21 protein-coding genes are annotated in these 22,681 nt (G+C 65.6%); 18 read left to right on the forward strand and 3 right to left on the reverse strand.

The features are described from left to right. Positions 1 to 94 precede the first annotated feature (94 nt). From ACSQ1X_RS09920 to ACSQ1X_RS09985, 14 genes are all read left to right on the forward strand, one after another. Positions 95 to 1,372, forward strand: a complete 1,278-nt coding sequence (locus tag ACSQ1X_RS09920; protein WP_436057543.1) for a cytochrome P450 — start codon at positions 95 to 97, stop codon at positions 1,370 to 1,372. Positions 1,373 to 1,377: 5 nt separating this feature from the next. Next, a complete protein-coding gene (locus ACSQ1X_RS09925) occupies positions 1,378 to 2,457 on the forward strand; it encodes a PEP/pyruvate-binding domain-containing protein (RefSeq protein WP_436057544.1) in 1,080 nt (359 codons plus the stop codon). A gap of 91 nt (positions 2,458 to 2,548) precedes the next feature. After that, a complete protein-coding gene (locus tag ACSQ1X_RS09930) occupies positions 2,549 to 4,420 on the forward strand; it encodes a PEP-utilizing enzyme (RefSeq protein WP_436057545.1) in 1,872 nt (623 codons plus the stop codon). Then, positions 4,413 to 5,177: an SDR family NAD(P)-dependent oxidoreductase gene (locus ACSQ1X_RS09935; RefSeq protein ID WP_436057546.1), complete on the forward strand. Its 765-nt coding sequence runs from the start codon at positions 4,413 to 4,415 to the stop codon at positions 5,175 to 5,177. Before ACSQ1X_RS09930 ends, ACSQ1X_RS09935 begins: the two co-directional genes overlap by 8 nt. A gap of 46 nt (positions 5,178 to 5,223) precedes the next feature. Next, positions 5,224 to 5,544: a 2Fe-2S iron-sulfur cluster-binding protein gene (locus ACSQ1X_RS09940; protein WP_436057547.1), complete on the forward strand. Its 321-nt coding sequence runs from the start codon at positions 5,224 to 5,226 to the stop codon at positions 5,542 to 5,544. A gap of 2 nt (positions 5,545 to 5,546) precedes the next feature. After that, the gene (locus ACSQ1X_RS09945; RefSeq protein WP_436057548.1) at positions 5,547 to 6,854 is read left to right on the forward strand and encodes an NAD(P)/FAD-dependent oxidoreductase; all 1,308 of its coding nucleotides are present in this window, start codon (positions 5,547 to 5,549) and stop codon (positions 6,852 to 6,854) included. A gap of 28 nt (positions 6,855 to 6,882) precedes the next feature. After that, on the forward strand, positions 6,883 to 7,620 hold the full coding sequence (locus tag ACSQ1X_RS09950; protein ID WP_436057549.1) for an HD domain-containing protein: 738 nt from the start codon (positions 6,883 to 6,885) through the stop codon (positions 7,618 to 7,620). Continuing rightward, positions 7,617 to 9,143: an aldehyde dehydrogenase family protein gene (locus ACSQ1X_RS09955; protein WP_436057550.1), complete on the forward strand. Its 1,527-nt coding sequence runs from the start codon at positions 7,617 to 7,619 to the stop codon at positions 9,141 to 9,143. The genes ACSQ1X_RS09950 and ACSQ1X_RS09955 overlap by 4 nt, the downstream gene beginning before the upstream one ends. Before the next feature lie 157 nt (positions 9,144 to 9,300). Then, positions 9,301 to 10,476: an acyltransferase family protein gene (locus ACSQ1X_RS09960; RefSeq protein WP_436057551.1), complete on the forward strand. Its 1,176-nt coding sequence runs from the start codon at positions 9,301 to 9,303 to the stop codon at positions 10,474 to 10,476. Between the two features lie 59 nt (positions 10,477 to 10,535). Next, on the forward strand, positions 10,536 to 11,060 hold the full coding sequence (locus ACSQ1X_RS09965; RefSeq protein ID WP_436057552.1) for a hypothetical protein: 525 nt from the start codon (positions 10,536 to 10,538) through the stop codon (positions 11,058 to 11,060). Between the two features lie 110 nt (positions 11,061 to 11,170). Beyond that, entirely contained in the window at positions 11,171 to 13,225 is a 2,055-nt protein-coding gene (locus ACSQ1X_RS09970) for a bifunctional polysaccharide deacetylase/glycosyltransferase family 2 protein (protein WP_436057553.1), read from the forward strand. A 64-nt stretch (positions 13,226 to 13,289) separates the two neighbouring features. After that, positions 13,290 to 13,493, forward strand: coding sequence for a hypothetical protein (locus ACSQ1X_RS09975; RefSeq protein WP_055806157.1), 204 nt, complete (start codon positions 13,290 to 13,292; stop codon positions 13,491 to 13,493). A gap of 154 nt (positions 13,494 to 13,647) precedes the next feature. Next, positions 13,648 to 14,052 carry a GNAT family N-acetyltransferase gene (locus ACSQ1X_RS09980; RefSeq protein ID WP_436059318.1) on the forward strand — a complete coding sequence of 135 codons (405 nt, stop codon included), beginning with the start codon at positions 13,648 to 13,650 and terminating at the stop codon, positions 14,050 to 14,052. 58 nt (positions 14,053 to 14,110) lie between these two features. Next, positions 14,111 to 15,049 carry a 5'-3' exonuclease gene (locus ACSQ1X_RS09985; protein ID WP_436057554.1) on the forward strand — a complete coding sequence of 313 codons (939 nt, stop codon included), beginning with the start codon at positions 14,111 to 14,113 and terminating at the stop codon, positions 15,047 to 15,049. On the opposite strand, the gene ACSQ1X_RS09990 is transcribed toward ACSQ1X_RS09985, so the two are convergent. The 3 genes from ACSQ1X_RS09990 to ACSQ1X_RS10000 all read right to left on the reverse strand — a co-directional run bounded on the left by ACSQ1X_RS09990 (position 15,043) and on the right by ACSQ1X_RS10000 (position 17,896). Beyond that, positions 15,043 to 15,258 carry a helix-turn-helix domain-containing protein gene (locus tag ACSQ1X_RS09990; protein ID WP_436057555.1) on the reverse strand — a complete coding sequence of 72 codons (216 nt, stop codon included), beginning with the start codon at positions 15,256 to 15,258 and terminating at the stop codon, positions 15,043 to 15,045. The genes ACSQ1X_RS09985 and ACSQ1X_RS09990 overlap by 7 nt on opposite strands. 40 nt (positions 15,259 to 15,298) lie before the next feature. Beyond that, positions 15,299 to 16,321, reverse strand: a complete 1,023-nt coding sequence (locus ACSQ1X_RS09995; RefSeq protein ID WP_436057556.1) for a LacI family DNA-binding transcriptional regulator — start codon at positions 16,319 to 16,321, stop codon at positions 15,299 to 15,301. A gap of 114 nt (positions 16,322 to 16,435) precedes the next feature. After that, the gene (locus ACSQ1X_RS10000; RefSeq protein WP_436057557.1) at positions 16,436 to 17,896 is read right to left on the reverse strand and encodes a sugar porter family MFS transporter; all 1,461 of its coding nucleotides are present in this window, start codon (positions 17,894 to 17,896) and stop codon (positions 16,436 to 16,438) included. Positions 17,897 to 18,163: 267 nt separating this feature from the next. Here ACSQ1X_RS10000 and ACSQ1X_RS10005 point away from each other — a divergent pair, with 267 nt between their 5' ends. The 4 genes from ACSQ1X_RS10005 to ACSQ1X_RS10020 all read left to right on the forward strand — a co-directional run bounded on the left by ACSQ1X_RS10005 (position 18,164) and on the right by ACSQ1X_RS10020 (position 22,606). Beyond that, complete coding sequence (locus ACSQ1X_RS10005) at positions 18,164 to 19,915, forward strand: CHAT domain-containing protein (protein ID WP_436057558.1); 1,752 nt, start codon at positions 18,164 to 18,166, stop codon at positions 19,913 to 19,915. A gap of 159 nt (positions 19,916 to 20,074) precedes the next feature. Then, positions 20,075 to 20,539, forward strand: a complete 465-nt coding sequence (locus ACSQ1X_RS10010; protein ID WP_436057559.1) for a GatB/YqeY domain-containing protein — start codon at positions 20,075 to 20,077, stop codon at positions 20,537 to 20,539. Between the two features lie 112 nt (positions 20,540 to 20,651). After that, positions 20,652 to 21,911 (forward strand): MFS transporter, encoded by a 1,260-nt coding sequence (locus ACSQ1X_RS10015; RefSeq protein WP_436059319.1) that lies wholly within the window; start codon positions 20,652 to 20,654, stop codon positions 21,909 to 21,911. After that, complete coding sequence (locus tag ACSQ1X_RS10020) at positions 21,908 to 22,606, forward strand: VOC family protein (RefSeq protein WP_436057560.1); 699 nt, start codon at positions 21,908 to 21,910, stop codon at positions 22,604 to 22,606. The genes ACSQ1X_RS10015 and ACSQ1X_RS10020 overlap by 4 nt, the downstream gene beginning before the upstream one ends. The last annotated feature ends 75 nt before the right edge of the window (positions 22,607 to 22,681 follow it).

A 22,681-nucleotide genomic window follows, 5' to 3' on the forward strand; every position in this document is an offset into this window, starting at 1 on the left:
GCTGTCCGCGGATGGTGATCGGGGCCACACTGGTGAACAAGAACCCCCGGCAGGCACTGACGCCGCCGGCGGGACCGAAAACCAAGGAGCCCAGATGTCATCGTCGACTGAAACGGCAGGCCGCTGTCCCTTTGGCCACGGCGCCGAAGCCCCCGCCGGGCACCACGGCTACGAGCCGTTCCAGATGAAGGATCCGTTCCCCGCTTACGCCGAACTCCGGGCCGAGCAGCCCGTCATGTTCGACGAACGCGTCGGCCTCTTTGTCGTCTCCCGCTATGACGACTTCAAGGCCGTTTTCGAGGACTGGGAGACCTTCTCCAGCGAAAACGCCCAGGCCCCCGTCCGCGAACGGGGCGCCGCCGCGAAGAAGATCATGGAAGACGGCGGCTTCACCGCCTACTCCGGCCTGTCCGCCCGCCGCCCGCCGGAGCACACCCGCATCCGCGCCGTGGTGCAGAAGGCTTTTACGCCCCGCCGCTACAAGGCGCTGGAACCCTTCATCCGGCAGAACGTCGTCGAACTGCTCGAGAAGATGCTGGCCCGCCCGGAACACCGCGGCGACATGGTCAAGGACCTCGCCTACGACGTCCCCACCATCACCATCCTTACGCTCATCGGCGCGGACGCCTCCCAGGTGGACACCTTCAAGCGCTGGAGCGATTCCCGCGCCGCGATGACCTGGGGCGACCTCACAGATGAGGAACAGATCCCGCACGCCCACAACCTCGTGGAGTACTGGCAGGAATGCCTCCGCCTGGTCAGGGTGGCCCACGAGCAAGGCGGCGACAACCTGACCGCGGACCTGGTGAAGTCGCAGCAGGAAGGTGCCGAAATCTCCGACCACGAGATCGCCTCTGTCCTCTACAGCCTGCTCTTTGCCGGCCACGAGACCACCACCACACTGATCTCCAACGCACTCCGCGAGCTCCTGGCCCGCCCCGAACAGTGGAAGCATCTCGTCGAGGACCCCAAAAAGATCCCCGCCGCCATCGACGAGGTCCTCCGCTACGCCGGCTCGATCGTCGGCTGGCGTCGCAAGGCCCTTATAGACACTGAGGTGGGCGGCGTCGCGATCGAAGAAGGCGCACAGCTGCTGCTGCTGATGGGCTCCGCCAACCGCGACGAGAACAAGTTCAACGACAGTGAAGACTTCGACATCACCCGTCCGAATGCCCGCGAGCACCTTTCCTTCGGGTTTGGTATCCACTACTGCCTGGGCAACATGCTCGCCAAGCTCCAGGCCAAGATCGCACTCGAGGAAGTGGCCCGGCTCGCTCCGGAATTGCAGTTGGAGGCCCCGGAAGCCATCGCCTTCCGCGAAAACCTTTCCTTCCGCGTCCCCGAGTCCGTCCCCGTCAGCTGGAAGGCCTGAGAAATATGCAAAGCAACGAATTCGTCCAGTTCTTCGACGGCGGCATCGAGCCGAAGCTCGAAAATCTCGGCGGCAAGGGCGCCTCCCTGGTCACGATGACGGCGGCCGGCATGCCCGTCCCGCCGGGCTTCGTGGTCACCACGGCGCAGTTCGACGCCTTTATGGAGGAAGCGGGCATCACCCGGGACATCCACGAGCTCCTTGCCGGAATCGACCCCGAGGACATGGCGCAGGTGGACAAAGTCTCGGCTGCCATCCGTGAGGACATCCGCTCCCGCTCCGTGCCCCCGGCTCTGCGCGAGCTCACCATCACGGCCTACGAGTCCCTGATGTCCCGCTTCGACGTGCCGGTCCGGGTGGCCGTACGCTCCAGCGCCACGGCCGAGGACCTTCCGGATGCCTCCTTCGCCGGTCAGCAGGACACCTACCTCTGGCTCAACGGCGTCAAGGCTGTCACCGAGCACATCCGGCAGTGCTGGGCCTCGCTCTTCACCTCCCGCGCCATCATCTACCGGCTCAAGAACAACATCCCCAACGAGGGCCTCTCCATGGCTGTCGTGGTGCAGAAGATGGTCAACGCACGCGTCTCCGGCGTCGCGATCACCATGGACCCCACCAACGGCGACCGCTCCAAGATCACCATTGACTCCTCCTACGGGGTGGGGGAGATGGTGGTCTCCGGCCAGGTCACCCCGGACAACATCATGCTGGACAAGGTCACCCTGGCCGTCATCTCCGAACACCTCGGCGACAAGCACGCCGAGCTCGTCCCGGACGCCGCGGCCGGCCGCTTGGTGGAACGGGAGGTCGACGCCGAGCGCCGCGGCCGCCGCAGCCTCACCGACGCCGAACTCACCGCCGTCGCTCAGATGGCCAAGCGTGCGGAGAAACACTACAAGTGCCCGCAGGACATCGAATGGGCCCTGGACACGGACCTGCCCGACGGCGAAAACCTGCTCCTGCTGCAGTCCCGCCCGGAAACGGTGCACTCCTCCAAACCGGCCACGCACACCGCCCCGCAGCCGGTCGTCGCCGGCGGCTACTTCAGCGGATTCAGTGCCGGCACACTCAAGCCGTCCGCCTAGAACTTCACGACCTGAACTCCACGCCCACAGCTGCACGCACCAGGCTCCACCCAACCAAGGCTCACCGTCGAGCCCACCTGAAAGGACCGCCATGTCCATGAAGTCCTTCCCCAAACCGTCCGAGCTCCCGGTCCCCGCCGGCGCAGAGGGCTGGGAAAAGATCTACCCGTACTACCTGGTCTTCCAGGACAAGCTCAAGGAACAGGAAGACGCCAAGTTCTGGTTCTGCGACAGCCAGCACTGGCCCACCGTGTTCAAGCCCTTCGAGACGATCGGCGGCGAATTCGCGGTCAAGTGCCTGGGCCAGTACAACGCCCGGCACCTGATGATCCCCAACGCCAACGGCATCGAGTTCCGCATCCACCTGGGCTACCTCTACATGTCGCCCATCCCGGTGCCGGAGGACCAGATCGCCGCGCGGGTGCCCCTGTTCGAACAGCGGGTGGGCCACTACTTCCAGAACTGGGACCAGCTGCTCAAGGAGTGGCACGTCAAGGTCAAGGGCACCATCGAGGAGATGGAAACCATCTCCTTCCCCAAGCTCCCGGACATGGTCCCGATGGAGGATATCCTCTCCGGCAAGGGCAAAGACGGGTCCGAGAAGCTGCTGGAAAGCTACGACCGCCTCATCCAGCTCGCGTACCAGAACTGGCAGTACCACTTCGAGTTCCTGAACCTGGGGTACATCGCCTACCTGGACTTCTTCAACTTCTGCAAGCAGGTCTTCCCCAACATCCCGGACCAGTCCATCGCCACCATGGTGCAGGGCGTGGACATGGAGCTCTTCCGCCCGGACGACGAACTCAAGCAGCTAGCGAAGCTCGCCGTCGAACTTCAGCTGCAGGGACACTTCACGAACTCGGACGACGTCGAGTCCACCCTGGCGGCCGTCGCCGCCGCACCGGGCGGGGAACGCTGGATCAAGCAGTATGAAGATGCCAAGGACCCGTGGTTCAACTTCACCGTGGGCAACGGCTTCTACGGCCACGACAAGTACTGGAACGAACACCAGGAAATCCCGCTCGGCTACATCGCTGACTACATCCGCCGCGTGGACGAGGGCCAGGAAATCATGCGGCCGGTGGAAGCCCTGATCATCGAACGCGACCGCATCATCGAGGAATACCGGGACCTGCTGGAAGGCGAAAACCAGGCGCTCTTCGACGCCAAGCGAGGGCTTGCCGCCACCGCCTACCCGTACGTGGAGAACCACAACTTCTACATCGAGCACTGGACCATGGGCGTCTTCTGGCGCAAGATCCGCGAGCTCAGCCGCATGATGCAGGCCGAGGGCTTCTGGACCGAACCGGACGACCTGCTGTACCTGGGCCGCAACGAGGTCCGCGATGCGCTCTTTGACCTGGTCACCGGATGGGGCGTCGGAGCCAGGCCCATCGGCCCGGACTTCTGGCCGGAGGAAATCGAACGCAGGCGCGGCATCGTGGATGCGCTTAAGACCGCCCGGCCGGCCCCCGCGCTGAACACACCGCCGGAGTCCATCACCGAACCCTTCACCCGGATGCTCTGGGGCATCACTACCGAGCAGGTCCAGCAGTGGCTGGGTGCAGGCGAAGCGGTGGAAGGCGGCGGACTACGCGGCATGGCGGCCTCGCCCGGCGTCGTTGAGGGACTGGCCCGCGTCGTCACCGATGCCGACCAGCTCTCCGAGGTGCAACAGGGCGAGATCCTTGTGGCCACCGTTACGGCCCCGTCCTGGGGCCCGATCTTCGGCAAGATCAAGGCCACGGTGACGGACATCGGCGGCATGATGAGCCACGCGGCGATCGTCTGCCGCGAGTACGGTCTTCCGGCCGTCACCGGGACCGGCTCGGCGTCCACCACCATCAAGACCGGCCAGCGGCTGCGGGTCGACGGCACCAAGGGCACGGTCCAGATCCTCGACGCGCTGGAACCGGAACTCCTGGCCGCGGGTCCCGGCGCGCACGCCCGCAGCCATGTCTGACGTGACCATGCCTGAAGCAGGGAAAACCGTCCTGATCACCGGTGCCGCCGGCGGGCTGGGCCGGGCGTTTGCGCTCGGCTTTGCCGGCCGCGGCTACCGGGTGGCGGTGGCCGACATCAACGTCGAAGGCGCCGAACAGACGGCGAAACTGGTCCGCGAAGCCGGCGGCGAAGCAGCCGCCTTCTCAGCGGATGTCACCAGCGTGGAGTCCACCGAGGACCTCGCCAGAAGCTGCGCGGACTTCGGCAACGGAAGTATCGACGTCGTACTCAACAACGCCGCTGTCTACGCGGGGGTGACCCGGAGCCCGTTCGAGGACATCGACCCGGCCGAATGGGACCTGGTGATGAACGTGAACCTCAAGGGCCCGTGGCTGGTCACCCGGGCGGCGAGCCCGTTCCTGCCCGAGGGCGGGCGCGTCATTAACCTCTCCAGCGCCACGATCTTCAGCGGCTCGGAGCAGTGGCTGCACTACGTCGCCTCCAAGGGCGGCGTGGTGGCCCTGACCCGGGTGATGGCCAAGGAACTGGGCCGGCGCGGGATCACGGTCAACGCGATCGCCCCCGGCTTCACCCTCACCGAGGCCAGCTACGGGCTGATGGACAACGCCGAAAGCTACGGCGTGGACCGCGGAGCGATCAAGCGGGCCAGCCAGCCGGAGGACATTGTGGGCGCCGCGCTGTTCCTGGCCGGGCCGGACAGTTCCTACTACACGGGGCAGACCATGGTGGTCGACGGCGGCCGCCAGTTCATCTGACTCTGCCCCTTTACCAACTTTCCGCTTTCAACCCCAAGGAGAACCAATGCCAACGGTTCATTTCACCGACGCCGAGGGCGAGGTCCGCGATGTCCAGGGCAATCCCGGCGACTCCGTCATGGAAACCGCGGTGCGCAACGGCGTCCCCGGCATCGTGGCCGAATGCGGCGGATCACTGTCCTGCGCCACCTGCCACGTCTTTGTCCGCGAGGACTGCCTGTCGCAGCTTCCCCTGATGGAGGACATGGAGGACGAGATGCTCTACGGCACCGCCGTGGACCGCGAAGACAACTCGCGGCTGTCCTGCCAGCTCCGGCTGACGGATGAGCTCGACTTGTTTGTCACCACCCCGGAAACCCAGGTGTAGCGATGGGTACCCACACTGCCGAGCAGCCGGCCCCCGTCGCGGACCTAAGCGTTCCCACGCGCACCGGCCTGCTGATCATCGGCGCGAGCCAGTCCGGTGTCCAGCTGGCAGTCTCCCTCCGCGCGCTCGGTTTCGACGAGCACATCACCCTGCTCGGCGACGAGGACCACCGCCCCTACCAGCGCCCGGCACTGTCCAAGGAGTTCCTGCAGGGGACGGTGGAGAGCGAATCCCTGATCTTCCGCTCCAACGAGTACTGGGCTGAGCACAACGTGGACCTCGTCAAAGGCGAATATATCGTCCGGATCGACAGGGACGCGGACGGATCGGGAATCGCGCACGCTTCCTCGGGGAGGCACTTCCCGTTCAAACGGCTCGCCCTCACCGTGGGCGCCCGCGCCCGCAAGCTGGAGATCGACGGCGGCGACCTCGACGGCGTACTGTACCTTCGCAACGCCGACGACGCCCTGGCGCTCAAGGCCCGGGTGGGGGACGCGCAGGACGTCGTGGTGATCGGCGGCGGGTTCATCGGCCTCGAAGCCGCGTCCAGCCTGCAGAAGATGGGCAAGAACGTCACCGTGCTGGAATTCGGCCCGCGGCTGGTGGGCCGCGCTGTCGGCGAGGAAACTGCCGAGTACTTCCTCCAGGCCCACCGCGCCCGAGGCCTGGACATCCGGCTCAACACGAGTGCTGCGCGCTTTACCGCGGCCGACGGCGGGAGCTCAGTCGCCGGCGTCGAACTTCAGGACGGCACGGTGCTGCCCGCTCAGATCGTGCTGGTGGGCATCGGGGTCATCCCCAACACCCAACTGGCCGAACAGCTGGGCCTGACCGTGGACAACGGCATCGTCGTGGACCGCTACGCGTTGGCCTCGGACGGCACCACGGTGGCCATCGGCGACTGCGCCAACATGCCCAACCCGGTGCCCGGCACGGAACCCGGCGAGCGAATCCGGCTCGAAAGCGTCAACAACGCGATCGAACACGCCAAGGTTGCCGCTTACTCGCTCACCGGGAGGCGCGAGGAATACGCCGGCATCCCGTGGTTTTGGTCCAACCAGGCTGACCTTAAACTCCAGATCGCCGGGCTCTGCAACGGCTACGACCGTACCGTGCTGCGGAGCGACGAGGAACGCGGAAAATTCAGCGTCCTCTACTACCGCCGGGGCCAGGTCATCGCCGCGGACTGCGTCAACGCCCCGCTGGACTTCATGGCCGTCAAGAACGCCCTCGCCAAAGGCCGGAACATCCCCGCCGATGCCGCCGCGGACCCGGCCACACCCCTCAAGACGATCACCACGGACAGCTAGCCAGCCGGCCGGCCCCCGAAGGAGCATTATGACCACCCCCAAGACCCCGGTTGCCGAGGGCGTCACCGACGCCAGCACCAACCGCGCTGCTGCGGACTTCGCCGCCGCGTACCCGGTCCGGCCGGTGCCGGCACCCGGACCGGTGGACACCGCCCCGATTGCCACCACCCCGGCGGCACTCGAGGAACTCGACCAGCTCTGGCGGTCCGTGGTGCACGAGACCCGTACCCGCGGCAACGACATCCACCTGCCGATCTCGCTTGCCTTCGCTGAGCGGCTCTGCCGAGCCTATCCCGACGCCGACGCCGAACTGGTCCGTGTTGCCACCCTGCTGCACGACACCGGATGGGCCCACGTGGACGAGTCCCGCATCATCTCCGAGGGCTTCGCGGGGGATTGGCGCAAGGCCGCCATCCGCTACGAACATGAGAAGCAGGGCTGCGACGTGGCCCGCCGGGTGCTCCCGGACCTGGGCTACGCACCGGAATTCATCGAGCGCGTCTGCGCGATCATCGACGGCCACGACACCCGCCAGGTGGCCCACTCCCTGGAAGACGCGTTGATGCGCGACGCAGACCGGCTGTGGCGCTTCGACCAGGCCGGAATAGCCCTGGCCTCCACCTGGTTCAAGATGGACCCGGCCACCTACACCGACCGGCTGGCCGCGGAAATCGTGCCGGAACTCATCACGCAGGCCGCCCACGACATGGCCGCAGCCGACCTGAACCGGTCCACCGCCCTGCTCAAGACGGCAGTCATCCGATGACCGCGGCAACGCAGCACGTTCCGGCCCTGGCCGCCCGCGCCGCGCTCAACCTGCCGTACACGCATGTGGACGATATTTTCATCGACGGCGCCTGGACGCCGGCACACGGCACCGGCCGCAACCCGGTCACCGACCCGGCCACGGGGGAAGTCTGGGGCTCCGTCCCGGACGCAACCCCCGAAGACCTGGACGCCGCCGTCGGATCCGCCCGCAGGGCTTTCGACGACGGTGAGTGGCCCCGGCTGACGCCCTCCGAACGGGCGGCGTACCTCCTGCGCGTGGCCGAGGAAGTGGAGAAGCGGGCCGAGGAGCTCTCGCTGACCAACACTCGCGAGAACGGATCTCCGGTCTCCGAATCCGCCGGAGCCGCCGCCAACGCCGCGGGCATCTTCCGCTACTTCGCGACCCTCGCCGACTACCTGGAGCGCGAGGACGTCCGGGCCTTCCCCAAAGGCGGCGGCGAATCCGTGGTCCGGCGCGAACCGATCGGCGTGTGCGCCCTGATCGCGCCCTGGAACTTTCCGATCAACCTAGTGATGATCAAGCTGGCGCCGGCGCTGCTGGCCGGCTGCACGGTGGTCATCAAACCGGCGTCGCCCACGCCGCTGTCCCTCCGCGTGATCATCGACGCGGTGGCCGCGGCCGGCGTCCCGGCCGGCGTGGTCAACCTCGTCACCGGCTCCGGCCGGCTGGGGGATTCTCTCGTGAAGCACCCTGCCGTGGACAAAGTGGCGTTCACGGGTTCGACGCCGGTGGGCCGAAAGATCGCTGCGGCCTGCGGCGAGCTGCTGCGCCCCGTCACCCTCGAACTCGGCGGCAAATCCAGCGCGATTGTGCTGCCGGACGCGGACCTGGACGCGATGTCCGAGGTCCTGATCCGTTCCTCCATGCGCAACACCGGGCAGACCTGCTACATCTCGACCCGGATCCTGGCCCCGGCCAGCCGCTACGAGGACGTGGTGGACATGGTCACCCGGACCATCGCCGCAGGCAAGCAGGGCGACCCGTTGGACCCGGGCACGGTGTTCGGGCCCTGCGCCACGGAGTCCCAGTACAAGACCGTGCTGGAGTACGTGGAGTCGGGGCTGGCGGAAGGCGCCCGCGCCACTACCGGCGGGCGGGCCGCAGCGCTGGGCGCCGGGCTCGAAGGCGGGTATTTCGTGGAACCCACCGTGTTCGCCGACGTCACTCCGGACATGCGCATTTCCCGCGAGGAGATCTTCGGCCCGGTCATCTGCATCCTGAAGTACGACGACGCCGGCGGCAGTGTTGAGGAGGCCGTCGCGCTGGCGAACAATACGGAGTTCGGCCTGGGCGGCCTGGTGTTCGGGGGCGACCCTGAGGCGGCGCTGGCCGTGGCGGACCGGATGGACACCGGCTCGGTGGGCATCAACTTCTTCGCCTCCAACCACGCGGCACCCTTCGGCGGCCGGCACGACTCCGGACTGGGCACCGAATACGGGATCGAGGGACTCAACGCGTACCTAAGCTACAAGTCGATTCACCGCCGCGCCAAGGCCTAGGTGGTGACGACGAGTGAATTCCCGGAGCGCCTTCGATTGCATATGGCCGGAATCAGGTTTCATCCAGCTGGACCGGGGATAATGGGATGAGGTGCGGCGCCAGGAATCAGGTCCGGCGGCCGGAATAATCCATCAAAATCGAAACCGCGGAGGTCATTTGGCGTTGCTAGCTGAAGAAACGGTTGGGACTGCCGCGAAGCCGACTGCCGCGAAGGCCAGCAGGCAGGCCGGTGGGCAAGAACCCGGGCAAAATAGGCAGAGCCAGAGGCTGGACGGCCTGGATGTCCTTCGCGGAGCCGCCGTTGGTGCGGTTCTCCTCGGACACTCCTGGCCCGGGCTTTTCCAGGGTGCCGGCATTGTCGGCGTCATTGTCTTCTTCGTGCTGAGCGGCTACCTGATCACGGGCGTGCTGCTGCGGGACATCGAACGGCACCGGAAAGTCCGCTACGGCCGTTTCTATGCGCACCGGGCCTTCCGGCTGCTGCCCGCACTCATTTCCTTCCTTGGCATCTATGCCATCGTTGAACTGACGGCCGACGTCCTGGGGGACCGTTCCAAGGGAATCATCGGCTACACACTCCTTGCCGGTTTCGGCTATCTCAAAGACCTGCCCCTGCCATTCGATGTCAGCATGGCCATCGGACCGCTCTGGACGCTGGCGGTGGAGGAACAGTTCTACCTGGTCTGGCCGGCGCTGCTGGTGGTCGCCCTGCGGAAAAACCGTCAGTGGCGGCTGATCGGCTGGTCTGCCGCCGTCATCTTCGCGCTGATGACGGCCAGTGTGCTGGGGATGCTCATCCTGGCCCCGCACCTGCATTCCCTGGTCTATGCCCTTCCCACGACGTGGGGCCTCGGGCTGATCGTCGGTTCGGCGCTGCGCCTCTACAGGGTCCGGGTGTTCCGCTGGTTCTCCGGTCCCCGGCTCAGGAAGGCGGGCCTCTTCGGGTCGATCGTCGTCCTGGCAGCGTTGGTGTTCTTCCCCAAAGCCAACGAATCGCCGGCTTTCTTTTTCGTGGGAGGCCCGCTGGCCATGGCTGCCGCGGCTGTACTGGTGGTGCTGGCCGCTTCCCGTTCGCAGGCGATGCCTTCCTGGACGCGACCGCTGCAGCTGCTGGGCACCGTTTCCTACGCCGCGTACCTCTGGAATTATGTGGTCATTCTCTGGCTGAACGGCGGGTCCACGGCCGATTTGCCGCCGCTCGTGTCAGTGGCGGCCATCCTGCTGACCCTGCTGGTGGCGGTCATCAGCTGGCATACCGTCGAAAAGCTCGGACGCATCGGGCGGGATCGTTTCGACACGGTTTATCAGGCCAAAGCCGGCTCCCGGTCCTGATGAGGCCCCGGTCATACTTTTTGGGATGCGGATCGCGGATCCTCTAAGGTTGATGCCCGATGCTAGCTTTTGATGAAACGTCCGATCAGTCGGGGTCCGCGCAACAGCGCGGGCCGGTCTTTGTTGATGAATCAGGACGGCGCCTGCGGCTGGTGAAGCTCCTCGGCCTAGGGTCCCTCGGGCTCGTGGCGGGATACGTCGTTCTCCTCGTGGTGGCGTTCATCGGCGGACCCAATGTCGCCGCGCCATACCTGCCGCTGCCTCCCGCCGCAGCGGCTCCCGCGGCCCATGACGTTCCCTCTTCCCCTCCGGCACCGGCTTCCAGCGATCCCGCGCCCCCGGCCCCCCAGGTTGTGCCGGCCGAGCCTGCAGCACAATCCACTTTTCAGGCACCTGCAACCGGGCCGTCGGCCGCTCCGGTGACGACACCGACTGGTGGTACGGCCACTGGTACTGAAGTCCACAAGGCGCCGCCCTCCGACCCCGTGACGGAACCTGCACCGGGTACAGAGCCGTCGGCGCCAGGCAAGAGCGGTACGGCGCCGGGCCAGGCCACGCGTCCGTCTGCGCCGCCGCAGCCGTGAGCGTGAGTCGCCCCGTCAAGTCCGCAGGTCCCGTCAGCGTAAGGTCTCACTGGTTCGTCCTTATCGCAGTCCTGTTTGCGTTGGGAGTCGCCCTCGCGGTACAGGGATACATGCACCACCTCGCCGGGATTGGCGATGACTCCGTTACATCGGGCACGTCCGCGGGAAGCGTGCCGGATACCGTCTCCGGTGGCGGCCCGGTGGTCGATTCCCGTGGCGGAGCGGTCCGCACCGTGAGTCCGCCGGACCATACGCTCGCGCTGACGTTCGATGACGGACCAGACCCCGTCTGGACACCGCAGATCCTCGACGTCCTGCGGAAGCACCACGTTCGAGCGACCTTCTTCGTGGTTGGCTCGGCGGCGATCGACAACCCCGACCTCATGCGCCGCATCATTGCCGACGGTCACGAGATTGGTGTCCACACGCTCACCCACACAGACCTCGGCACTGCTCCGTCGTGGCGGCGCGACCTCGAAGTCCAGGGTGCCCAGGAAGCCATCGCCGGCATCACCGGCCATGCGACCTCGCTTCTGCGTCCGCCGTACAGCTCCGGGAACGATGCGATCAACGACAGTACCTGGTCAGCAATGCGAACGGCGGCGGACGAGGGCTACATCACGGTGCTGAGCACCGTTGACAGCGAGGATTGGCGGCGGCCGGGCGCCACGGCCATCGAACGGAATCTTGCCCTGTCCGGCCCGCAGGGGCAGGTGCTGCTGATGCACGACGGCGGTGGTGACAGGGAACAGACCGTTGCCGCGCTCGATTCCGCGTTGTCGCGTTACGCCGGGCAGGGCTATCGCGTCACAAGCATCGGTGACGCCATCGGTATTGACAGCATGCGGGAGGCCTCCGCCCCGGAGCGGATGACAGGAACGGCCTTCGTGCGGGGCATCCAGCTGAGCGACTTTGTCGTCACCGCCATATCGTGGGGGCTGGTCGCGGCAGGCATCGTGACACTTGTCCGCGCTTTCCTCGTGGTCGGGTTCGCGGCCCGCCACAGCCGGGCTGCACGGCGTCTGCAGACGGTCAGCCGGGGCAGGCGACGGATGGACGTGCCGGTCAGGCCGGAGATCACGGAGCCGGTCAGTGTGATCGTCCCCGCTTACAACGAGGCCGTCGGCATCGAAGCCGCGGTCCGGTCCATCGTCGCCTCGACCCATCCCGTTGAGGTCATCGTGGTCGACGACGGCTCAACCGATGGGACCGCGGGCATCGTGGAAGCTCTTGGACTGCCGGGAGTCACCGTCATCCGGAAGGAGAACGGGGGCAAGCCGTCCGCCCTCAATGCCGGGCTTGACGCCGCCAGCCACGAACTTGTGGTGATGGTCGACGGCGACACCGTCTTCGAGCCGGACACGGTTCGTGCCCTTATCCAGCCTTTCGCCGACCCGCGCGTGGGGGCAATTTCGGGTAACACCAAAGTGGCCAACCGCGGCGGCATCCTCGGCGCGTGGCAGCACATCGAGTACGTCGTCGGCTTCAATCTTGACCGCCGGCTGTTCGACGTCGCGGAGTGCATGCCAACTGTCCCCGGGGCCATTGGTGCCTTCCGCCGGGACGCCCTCCTGCGGGTCGGCGGAGTCAGCGACGACACGCTCGCCGAAGACACGGACCTCACCATGTCGCTGTGCCGCGACGGCTGGCGCGTCGTGTACCAGGATGACGCGCGGGCCTGGACCGAGGCCCCCGCTACCCTTGGCGCCTTGTGGCGCCAGCGGTACCGCTGGTGCTACGGCACGTTGCAGGCAATGTGGAAGCACCGCGGCGCGGTGGTGCAGCGGGGAGCGGCCGGCAAGCTCGGCCGGCGCGGGCTCGGCTACCTGCTTGTCCTCCAGGTATTGCTTCCCCTGTTCGCTCCTGTGGTCGATGTCTTTGCCGTCTACGGACTGATCTTCCTCGATCCGCTCCGGATCGGGGCACTCTGGATCGTCTTCCTTGTCGTTCAGTTGCTCATGGCCACCTACGCGTTCCGGCTCGACAAGGAACGGCTTGGGCCGCTGTGGACGCTTCCACTCCAGCAGTTCGTCTATCGGCAGCTGATGTATCTCGTGGTCATCCAGTCCGTGGTCACGGCGCTGGCGGGTGTGCACCTGGGCTGGCATCGAATGGAGAGGTACGGCAGCCTGCGTGTCCCGCCCGCCGCTGAGGGCCAATCGTAGCCGGAGCCGGACTTGGAGACCGGCCTAGGGAGTAGGGTGTGCCTTAGTCGACGAAGGAGTCAGCATGAGCTACAAATATCGAACCGTCCGGGTTCGCGGCACCGAACTGGTTGGAACAATTGCCCGGAAGCATGGCGGTGCGCCGGAAATTTACGAAACATCCAAGGATGCGAGCACGTCTGTGGTTCCGGTGTTCTTTGAGGCAACAGGCGAGATCCGGTTTTTCGACAGAACAGTTCTGGAGGACGTCGCGGCGCCCGCCCACTAGCACGCACGGCTGGCCCCCCGAGCCGTCATGCGGATAAGCCAGGGTGGACGCCGGCCGGTTCGCCGAGCATGATGAAGCCGTGACTGCTGATGACCCGGCCAACCTTCAAGCGCCCCGCCGGGCGAGTCCGGCCGACGCCGCAACCGTTGCCGGGATGCTCCACGATTTCAACACCGAGTTCGATACACCCAGCCCCGGCATCGACGTCTTGACGTCGCGGGTGGCCGAACTGTTGGCGGGGGAGGACGTAGTAGTGCTGCTCGTCGGCACACCGCCAGGCGGACTTGCGGTGCTGAGCTTCCGCTCCAATGTCTGGTACCCGGGTCCGGTAGCCATCCTGGACGAACTGTACGTCCGTCCGGGCCTGCGGGGCCGTCGACTGGGCAGCGCACTGCTCGCCGCCTCGTGCGAGCTGGTACGAGGCCGCGGCGGCGCATTGCTGGAAATCAACGTCGACGGCGAGGACACGGACGCGCGCCGGTTCTATGAGGCTCGCGGGTTCGCCAACACCGAACCCGGCGGCACAGAGCCGATGCTTTACTACTACCGGGAGCTCTGAAAGGCGGCCTGTACGCCAGCCGGATTTTCAACGGAGCGTTTCCGTGTGAGGATCAGGTATGCCCCACCGCCTGATGCTGCTGGACACTGCCTCCCTGTACTTCCGCGCGTTCTACGGTGTGCCGGACACGATACGCCGCGCCGACGGCACGCCGGTGAACGCGGTTCGCGGTTTGCTGGACATGATCGCCCGGCTCACCACCGACTTCGAAGCGACGCATCTCATTGCGTGCTGGGACGATGATTGGCGGCCGCAGTGGCGTGTCGACCTCATTCCCAGCTATAAGTCGCATCGGGTGGCAGAGGTGGTGGCGGGCGGTCCCGACATCGAAGTGGTGCCGGACGCGCTGGAGGCGCAGATCCCGATGATCCGGCGGGTGCTGGAGCTGGCCGGTGTCGCCGTCGTGGGAGCTGCTGAACATGAGGCCGACGACGTCGTCGGCACCTACGCCAGCCATGCCGGCTTGCCGGTGGACGTGGTCACGGGCGACCGCGACCTCTTCCAGATCGTCGATGACGACCGCAACGTGCGCGTGATCTACACCGCGCGCGGCATGAAGAACCTCGAAGTCGTCACCGACGCGGTCATCGTCGGCAAGTACCGCGTGCTGCCCGCGCAGTACGCGGACTACGCAATCCTCCGGGGTGACAGCTCCGACGGGCTGCCGGGCGTGGCCGGAATCGGTGAGAAGACCGCCGCGTCCCTGCTCGGGGAGTACGGCACGCTCGAACTGCTGCTCGAGGCGGCGACGGGCGCGGGAAGCGGGCTGTCCGCGTCCGTAAGGGCCAAGCTCGAAGCGGCGACGGACTATCTCAAGGTCGCACCCGCCGTCGTGAACGTGGTGCGCGACCTCGGGCTGCCGACGCTCGACGAGGCGGGCGCCCGGTTGCACCCCGTTGTAGGCGATCCGCGGTCAGAGCTTGAGCGCCTGGCCACTGAATGGAACCTCGGAGGTTCGGTCAGGCGGCTCCTCGAAGCGCTCGACCGGCGTCATTGAGGGGCAAGATCCATAGTGGTTAGGCGCAGCCAGAGCCAAAGCCGCTTTTGCGGGTCGTCGAGATCGAGGTTGAAGTCTTTGGCCAGCCGTGTGACCCGGTAGCGCACGGTGTTGTTGTGCACGTGGAGGCGTTCCGCCATCGCCGAGATGCTTCCGTTGGAAGCCAGGGAATGAAACCTGGCCCAGGGCTCCGCCGGACGTGCAACCACGCGTCAGGTGGAGCCCTGCTGGTATGTCCGGAGTAACGCGTCAGGACTTCGGGGCGGGCGCGGTGCTGTTCCGCACTACCAGGCGCGGGGTCAGTACTTCGGTGCGCTGGGGCAGGGCCGGGTCTGCCATGCGCTCGAGGAGCAGGCGGGCGGCGCGGATGCCGACCTCCCGGCTTACAGGGTCCACGCTGGTCAGCGAAAGATGCCTGATACCGGCCAGGTAGGTGTTGTCATAGCCGACGAGTGAGAGCTGGGAAGGGACGTTGATGCCGTGGTCATCGGCGGCAGAGAGAGCCCCGACGGCGAGGACGTCGTTGGTGGCCAGGACTGCCGTGGGGGGCCGCCCGCTGTCAATCAGGCTGTTCATTGCCTCGAAGCCGGAATGTTCGCTGAGGTCTGTCTGCACCACGCGGATATGGTCCTGCAGGCCGTGGCGGGCCATCGTGTCCCGGTAGGAGCCCGCCCGCAACGCGGCTGATCCGGTCGGGGCCGTGAGGTAGGCGATGTCGCGGTGGCCGAGGCCGATCAGGTGTTCGACAGCGGAACATGCTCCGGCGACGTCGTCGTTGGTGACGAGGTCCGCAGAGGGAAGCTCGAAGGTGCGGGCGCCGACCACGACGGTCGGTGTGTGCGCAGTGGCCCGCAGCAGATTGTCATCCGGCTGGACGTCGCCGGCAATGACGAGCCCGTCCACGCGGAGCTCCATGAACGCTGAAACCGGGCTCTCCCCGGGCCGGGCCAGGTAAGTGGGGTCGCTGAGGACCATGCGCAGGTTCTGTTCCCCGAGCACGCTCTGCAGGCCGTCGAGCAGTTCCACGAACCAGGGATTCGCAAGGTCGTCCAGCAGCACCCCGACAATCCGGGTGCGCCCGCTGGCGAGCCAGCGGGCGGCGTTGCTTGGCCGGTAATCGAGCTCGGCGATTGCTTCGGCAACCGCCTGCCGCTTTTCCGGGCTGACTTTGGGGGAGTCCCGCAGCACCAGCGAGACAAGGGCGCGGGAGACGCCTGCCACCCGCGCGACGTCGTAAATTGTGGGGCGTTTGGCCACTTCCTGGTGCTTCAATTCACTCCCCGACTATCGGCCGCATTCTGCAGGTAAGCGTATCGCGGCCGGGGCGGCAGTCTGCCGCCCCGGCCGCGTCGCCACACTGGCCTGGCTATGGAGACAGGCGAACTATTACTGGGCTCCGGCCTTCGCGCCGGACGTTTCCGCCGGCGTAATGACGGGAAGGCTGCCGGTGCGGAAGTGCACCTCCAGTTCTTCCAGCGACTGGCCCATGGTCTCGGGAACGCACTTGGACACGAACACCAGGGATGCGACATTCACCAGGACAAAGACCGCGAAGGTTCCCGTGGAGCCCAGTGCCACAACGAGGATCGGGAACAGAAAGGAGATGCCGGCATTGACAGTCCAGAGGGCAAAGACGGCGATACCCATGGCAAAGCCGCGGATGGCCATCGGGAAGATTTCCGAAAGGAGGAGCCAGACGCAGGTGCCGATGAAACACTGCACGAACGCGACGAACAGCATCATGGCGGCCAGGATGGTGTAGCTGACGAAATCCGACTGCGGCAGCATGAAGACGACGGCGAGGATCGACTGGGAGGCGACGACGCCGGAGAAGCCGATGACCAGCATGCGGCGCCGGCCGATGAAGCCGAGCAGGTAGATGCCAAGTACGGTCATCAGCACCGAGGTCACGCCCACCGCCACGGTGGCTACCAGTGATGCGCTGACGCCCAGTCCGCTGCGTTCCAGGATCGTGGGCGCGTAGTAGTTGACCGTGTTGATGCCGGTTGCCTGCTGAACCACGGCCAGGCCGATGCCGATCCACAGCAGCTTGCGCATCCACGGATTGTTCTTCAAATCACGCCATGCGTGCGAGCGCTCAGTCTTGGCAGTGGTGGCCGATTCGACAATTTCCTTGTATTCGAAATCGGCTTCCTCGGGGCTGCGGCTAAGGTCGAGGATGCGACGGCTGTCCGCAAACCGTTCCCGGATGGCGAACCAGCGGGGCGACTCAGGCAGGATGAGCATCCCGATCAGCAGGGCGATCGCGGGGATGGATGCCACTCCAAGCATGAGGCGCCAGACCTCAGGATCGTGGATCAGCGTGTCAAGAAGGGCGTTGATGGCGAAGGCAAGCATCTGGCCGGTCACGATCATCAGTTCGTTGATCGTAACCATGCGGCCGCGCAGGTGTGCCGGCGCCATTTCTGCCAGGTAAAGGGGGCAGGTGACGGCTGCGGCTCCAACGCCGAGGCCCAGGATCACTCGGGCCACCACCATGAAGCCGACGTTCGGTGCAATCGCACAGCCCAGGGCACCGACCAGGAAGAGCAGCGCGCAAATGAGGAGCGTGCCGCGGCGGCCGAGCGTATCGGCCAGCCGGCCGCCGCTCAGCGCGCCGACCGCCGCGCCCGGGAACAGCAGGGCGCTGACCACGGTGGCTTCTTCGACCGGGCTCATGCTTAGTGAATCCTGCATGTAGAGCAGTGCGCCGGAGATCACGCCGGTGTCGTAGCCGAACAGAAGGCCGCCGAGAGTGGAGATGACAGTAAGGCGGGTCAGATACCCGCGATGTTTGGAGCCGGGTTTGTTTCCCGGTGCGGTGGGGTGTGCTGCGTGCAACGACATTGTTGACTTCCTCGGATCGTTTGGCCCGTCCAACTGGACCGTCGGTGGGGTCCCGGCGAGTGCGCCAGGTCACGTGCTGCCACCAACGTTAGAGCGCTCTAACGGAAGAGTCAAGAGTTTGTACTGACATGAGGTCAAACTCGTGGGCTCTTTAGATACTTAACGGTCTTGTGGTCCATCGTTTCGTGGGCCAGTCTTATGAGACATCAGGATTTCCATGGAGGCCCTGATAGGGGAAAGTTCGCATGTGCGCATTAGAAGGTCGCTGTGGACGGAGACATTGAGCTGGAAATCACCAGCGGGGCCCGGAGAGGCAACTACTCCGTCCGAGTTGTCCACGCGCCTTCGGGAGGTGAAACTTCCTCAAAAATTCGGCTGGATGTCGATGCTATCCTTGCTCGCATTTCTGATTTGGAAGCCACCGTCCTGGCGTCGGCGGTCTCTGCTCGACGCACAATACCTATTTCGGAACAACCCCTGCGTGACGTGGGCGAGAGGATGTTCAACGCCCTATTTACGGGTGCCGTAAAGGGAACGTATCGGGCAAGTCTGGGTGCAGCCCAGAATAGTGGCCACCCGCTGCGTGTGGTACTCAGGCTAGGGGCCCCGGAGTTGGTGGCACTGCCGTGGGAGATGCTCTATGACCGTGAAACCGAATCCTATCTCTGTCATGAGTTGCCCCTGCTCCGACGCGTCCCCGCGGCTGATTACAGCTATCGTCCACTTGCCGTTGAGCCGCCACTGCGGATCCTCGGCATTGTCCCGGCCGTCCGTGACTTACCGGCACTCGACACGGAGGCAGAGAAGGCAAATCTCTCGACGGCGCTTTCCGCGCCGATTGCAGCCGGGCTAATCGAGCTCCGCTGGGTGCCCGTTGCGACCTGGGATGGGATCCAATCCGCGTTGCTGGACGGGCCGTGGCATGTTGTGCACCTTATTGGGCACGGCGACTATGACGTGGTCAGGCAGGAGGGCCTACTTGCGCTGGAATCTGCCGCAGGGCGTTCATCCATGGTCGAATCGTCACGTCTTTTGCAGCTACTGAGGGAAGCCGAGCCCACACCGCGCTTGGTGGTACTTAACTCCTGTTCCTCCGGGGAATCGGGAAAGGAAGATCTTTTCTCCGGCACTGCCGCGGCTTTGGTCCGCGGAGGAATCAGTGCCGTGGCAGCCATGCAGTTCACTGTTACTGACGGCGCCGCAATCGCCTTCTCGCGAGGCTTCTATGGTGCCCTCGCTCACGGCCGGGACATCGATAGGGCCGCCAATAGCGGACGCAGATCGATAATGGGACTCGGAACTTTTGAATGGGTAACCCCCGTACTGTACGTACGCGGTGATGCCACACGGCTTTTCAACCTCACCGGGGTGACCTCCGGCGCGGGGCCGATCCAGCCGGCTCCGAAGACTCCTCCGATCGGCCACGAGACGGAAGAGCCACGGAAACTGGCCTTGTACGAGCGAGCGCTCTCGTCGCTCGGCGAGAAGCATTATCCAACAGCCATCAGCCTCCTAGGTGAAGTGCTGGCGCTCGATGCGGAATTCCGCGACGCAGCTGCGCTTCTGGCCGGCGCCCGACAAAGCCAGGAGTTCGTCGACATCTACTACGCTGCCCGTCAAGCCCAGAATGTCGGTGAATGGGCAGCTGCAGCGCAGGGATACAAACGCATACAGGACGACCCGGACTTCCAGGACGCTGGTCCCCGCCGTGAATCATGTGAACGACGACAACGACTTGCGGATCTGGGCAAGATGATGTGGCAGCACGCCGAGATGGGTGACTGGCGCTCAGTCCTTGCCCTTCACCGGGATTTGTTGGCCTTGGATCCATCAGCCACGGATCCAAGCGGACTTGTTAGTCGTGCCCACAAAGAGATCATTTATGCGATGGCACGCAAGGCCGAAAGATCGGGACGGCTGACGGAGGCAGTCGGAGGATACAAAGAGGTCGTTCGAATAGATCCGGGATTTCGTGACGCCATGTCCAGGCTTAGACGGTATCGGCCATTTGCTGAATAATCACGTCGCGCGAAGCCACGTCAGCGAGCCGCAGCTCGAGGAAGCTGCGGCACGTCTGGGGCGTGCCCTGGGGAAGCAGGTGAAGTAGGGCCCGCAGAACGCAGCGAAGGTGGCGGCGAGCGGGGACAATGGAGGCAAAGCCAACGAAACGAGAACACCATGAGCACGCTCAAAGAACGCCTTCACGGCGACGTTGTGATCCACATGAAAGACCGGAACAAGGTAGCGCTGACCACGGTGCGCAACGTCCTCGGCGAGATCGAGACACGCGAGAAGTCGGGAAAGACCCCGATCGAACTGGACGATGCCCAGGTCACCGGGCTGCTCCAGAAGGAAGCCGCCAAACGCCGCGACACCGCGAAGATCTACACGGAAGCCGGCGAGGCTGAGCGTGCTGCCGCGGAAATCGCCGAGGCCGAGATCATTGAGGCGTACCTGCCTCAAGCCCTGACCCGTGACGAGGTCGAAGCGATTGTGGACGAAGCAATCGCAGCGCTGAAGGCCGACGGCCAGGAACCGTCCATGCGGCAGATGGGCGCCGTGATGAAGCCGGTCACCGCCAAGGTTGCAGGGCGGTATGACGGCAAGACTGTCAGCGAGATCGTCCGGAGCCGCCTCGCCTGATGCAGTAGCGGAGCGTGCCGGGGATCCGCCCTCATTTGCACTGGTGCGCGCACGCTAACCGGACGAGAATGGGCTCGTGCTCCTACCTCGCCCCAGCGGGGACGTCAACGCGATGAGCGCCGGCGCCCAAAAGATTCAGCGCATCTACCTGACGTTGACGCTGGGCAATACCGTTGCTGCGTCGTTTATCTGGGGCATCAACACGCTCTTCCTGCTGGATGCCGGGCTCAGCAACCTCGAGGCCTTTGCCGCCAATGCCTTCTTCACGGTGGGCATGGTGCTGTTCGAGGTGCCCACCGGAGTGGTTGCGGACAGTTGGGGGCGCCGCGTCTCATTCCTCCTCGGCACGGTGACCCTCGCCGTCTCCACCTACTTCTACTATCTGCTCTGGCAGCTGTCGGCTCCTTTCTGGTGGTGGGCACTGGTGTCGGTCTTGCTCGGCCTGGGTTTCACCTTCTTCTCGGGGGCCGTGGAGGCCTGGCTCGTCGACGCCTTGCGCTTCGAGGGCTACGAAGGAGGCATGGAAGCGGTGCTGGGCCGCGGGGTGATGGTTTCCGGGGTCGCGATGCTCGTCGGCTCGGTGGCCGGAGGCGTCATCGCCCAGGTCACCAACCTCGGCGTCCCGTTCCTGATCCGCGTGGGCGTGCTGTTGGCCATGTTCCTGGTGGCGTTCCGCCTGATGCACGACGTCGGGTTCACGCCCGAGCGCTCGGCCCGCCCGCTGCGGGCCGTCCGAACCGTACTCGCGGCCTCCATCGAGAACGGTTTGAAGAACCCGCCCGTGCGCTACGTGATGCTGGCCGGGCCGTTCAGTGCCGGCGTCGGGATCTATGTGTTCTATGCACTGCAGCCCTACCTGCTGGAGCTCTTCGGGGACCCGCGCGCCTACTCAGTGGCGGGGCTCGCGGCGGCAGTTGTGGCCGGGGCCGAAGTGCTTGGCGGCTGGCTGGCGCCCCGGATCCGGCGCCTTGTCCGCAAGCGCACCACCGTGCTGATTATCAGCGTCGGACTGGCCGCCGTGATTTTGGTGGTGCTCGGGTTCACCAGGGTGTTCTGGGCGGCGCTGGCTCTGCTGACCCTCTGGGCAGTAGTGGACGCCGCGGGCGTCCCCGTGCGGCAGGCCTACCTGAACGACATGATCGCCTCGAAGCAGCGGGCAACAGTGCTGAGTTTCGATTCACTCATTGGTTCAAGCGGCGGCGTGGTGGTCCAGCCGCTGCTCGGCCGGGCGGCCGATGCCTATGGATACGCGGCCTCGCTGGCAATCGGCGGCGTGATCCAGCTGATTGCAGTGCCGTTCCTGATAGCGAGCCGCCGGCAGGGATCGCCTGCCGATTCAGCCAACGCCCCCAGCGGTAAAGCTGAGTTGTGAACGCCCGCATCGACCACCTGGTCATCGCCGCAGATTCGCTGGAACAAGGCGCGGCGTGGTGCGCAGCCACGTTCGGCGTCCGGCCCGCAGGCGGCGGCAAGCACGCGTTTATGGGCACGCACAACCAAGTGATGGCCATCAGCAGCGGGAGCTTCCCCGACTGCTACCTCGAGGTCATCGCGATCGATCCCGATGCTCCGGCGCCGGGGAGGGCGCGCTGGTTCGCGCTCGACCACCCGGCACTGCGCGACGCCCTCCGCGACTCACCCCGGCTGGTGCACGCCGTGGCTCGAACACAGAAGATCGAGACGCTATGCCGGGAGCTCGACAGCCTGGCCCTCAACCCGGGCGAGCTGCTCGCAGCACAGCGGGAGACGCCCTATGGATTGTTGAAGTGGCGCATCACGGTCCGCCAGGACGGTCGCTTGGAATGCGCCGGTGCGCTGCCCAGTTTGATCCACTGGCAAGGGCAACATCCGTGCGCCCACCTGCCACCAACGGATCTCTCCCTGCGGCAGCTGGCGCTGCGCGGCATCCCGCGGCAGGCGGTCGACGTGCTCCAGCTTCCGGCCGTTGACACTGACCCGATTGACCGGAACGTCCCGCTGGACGCCGGCCAGCAGGCGCCGCTCACCGCGACGCTGGAATCGCCCCATGGCCGGGTGGTCCTCGACGCGTGGCACATCGGTGGCTGAACGCCGCACAATCCATTCAGTGTTGAGTGTCACTCCGGGCGGGAGTAACGTGACGATCACCCCACTCCGCACCAC

Origin of the sequence: Arthrobacter sp. LjRoot78 (genome assembly GCF_964254335.1) — a bacterium.
Classification (GTDB): Bacteria; Actinomycetota; Actinomycetes; order Actinomycetales; family Micrococcaceae; genus Arthrobacter.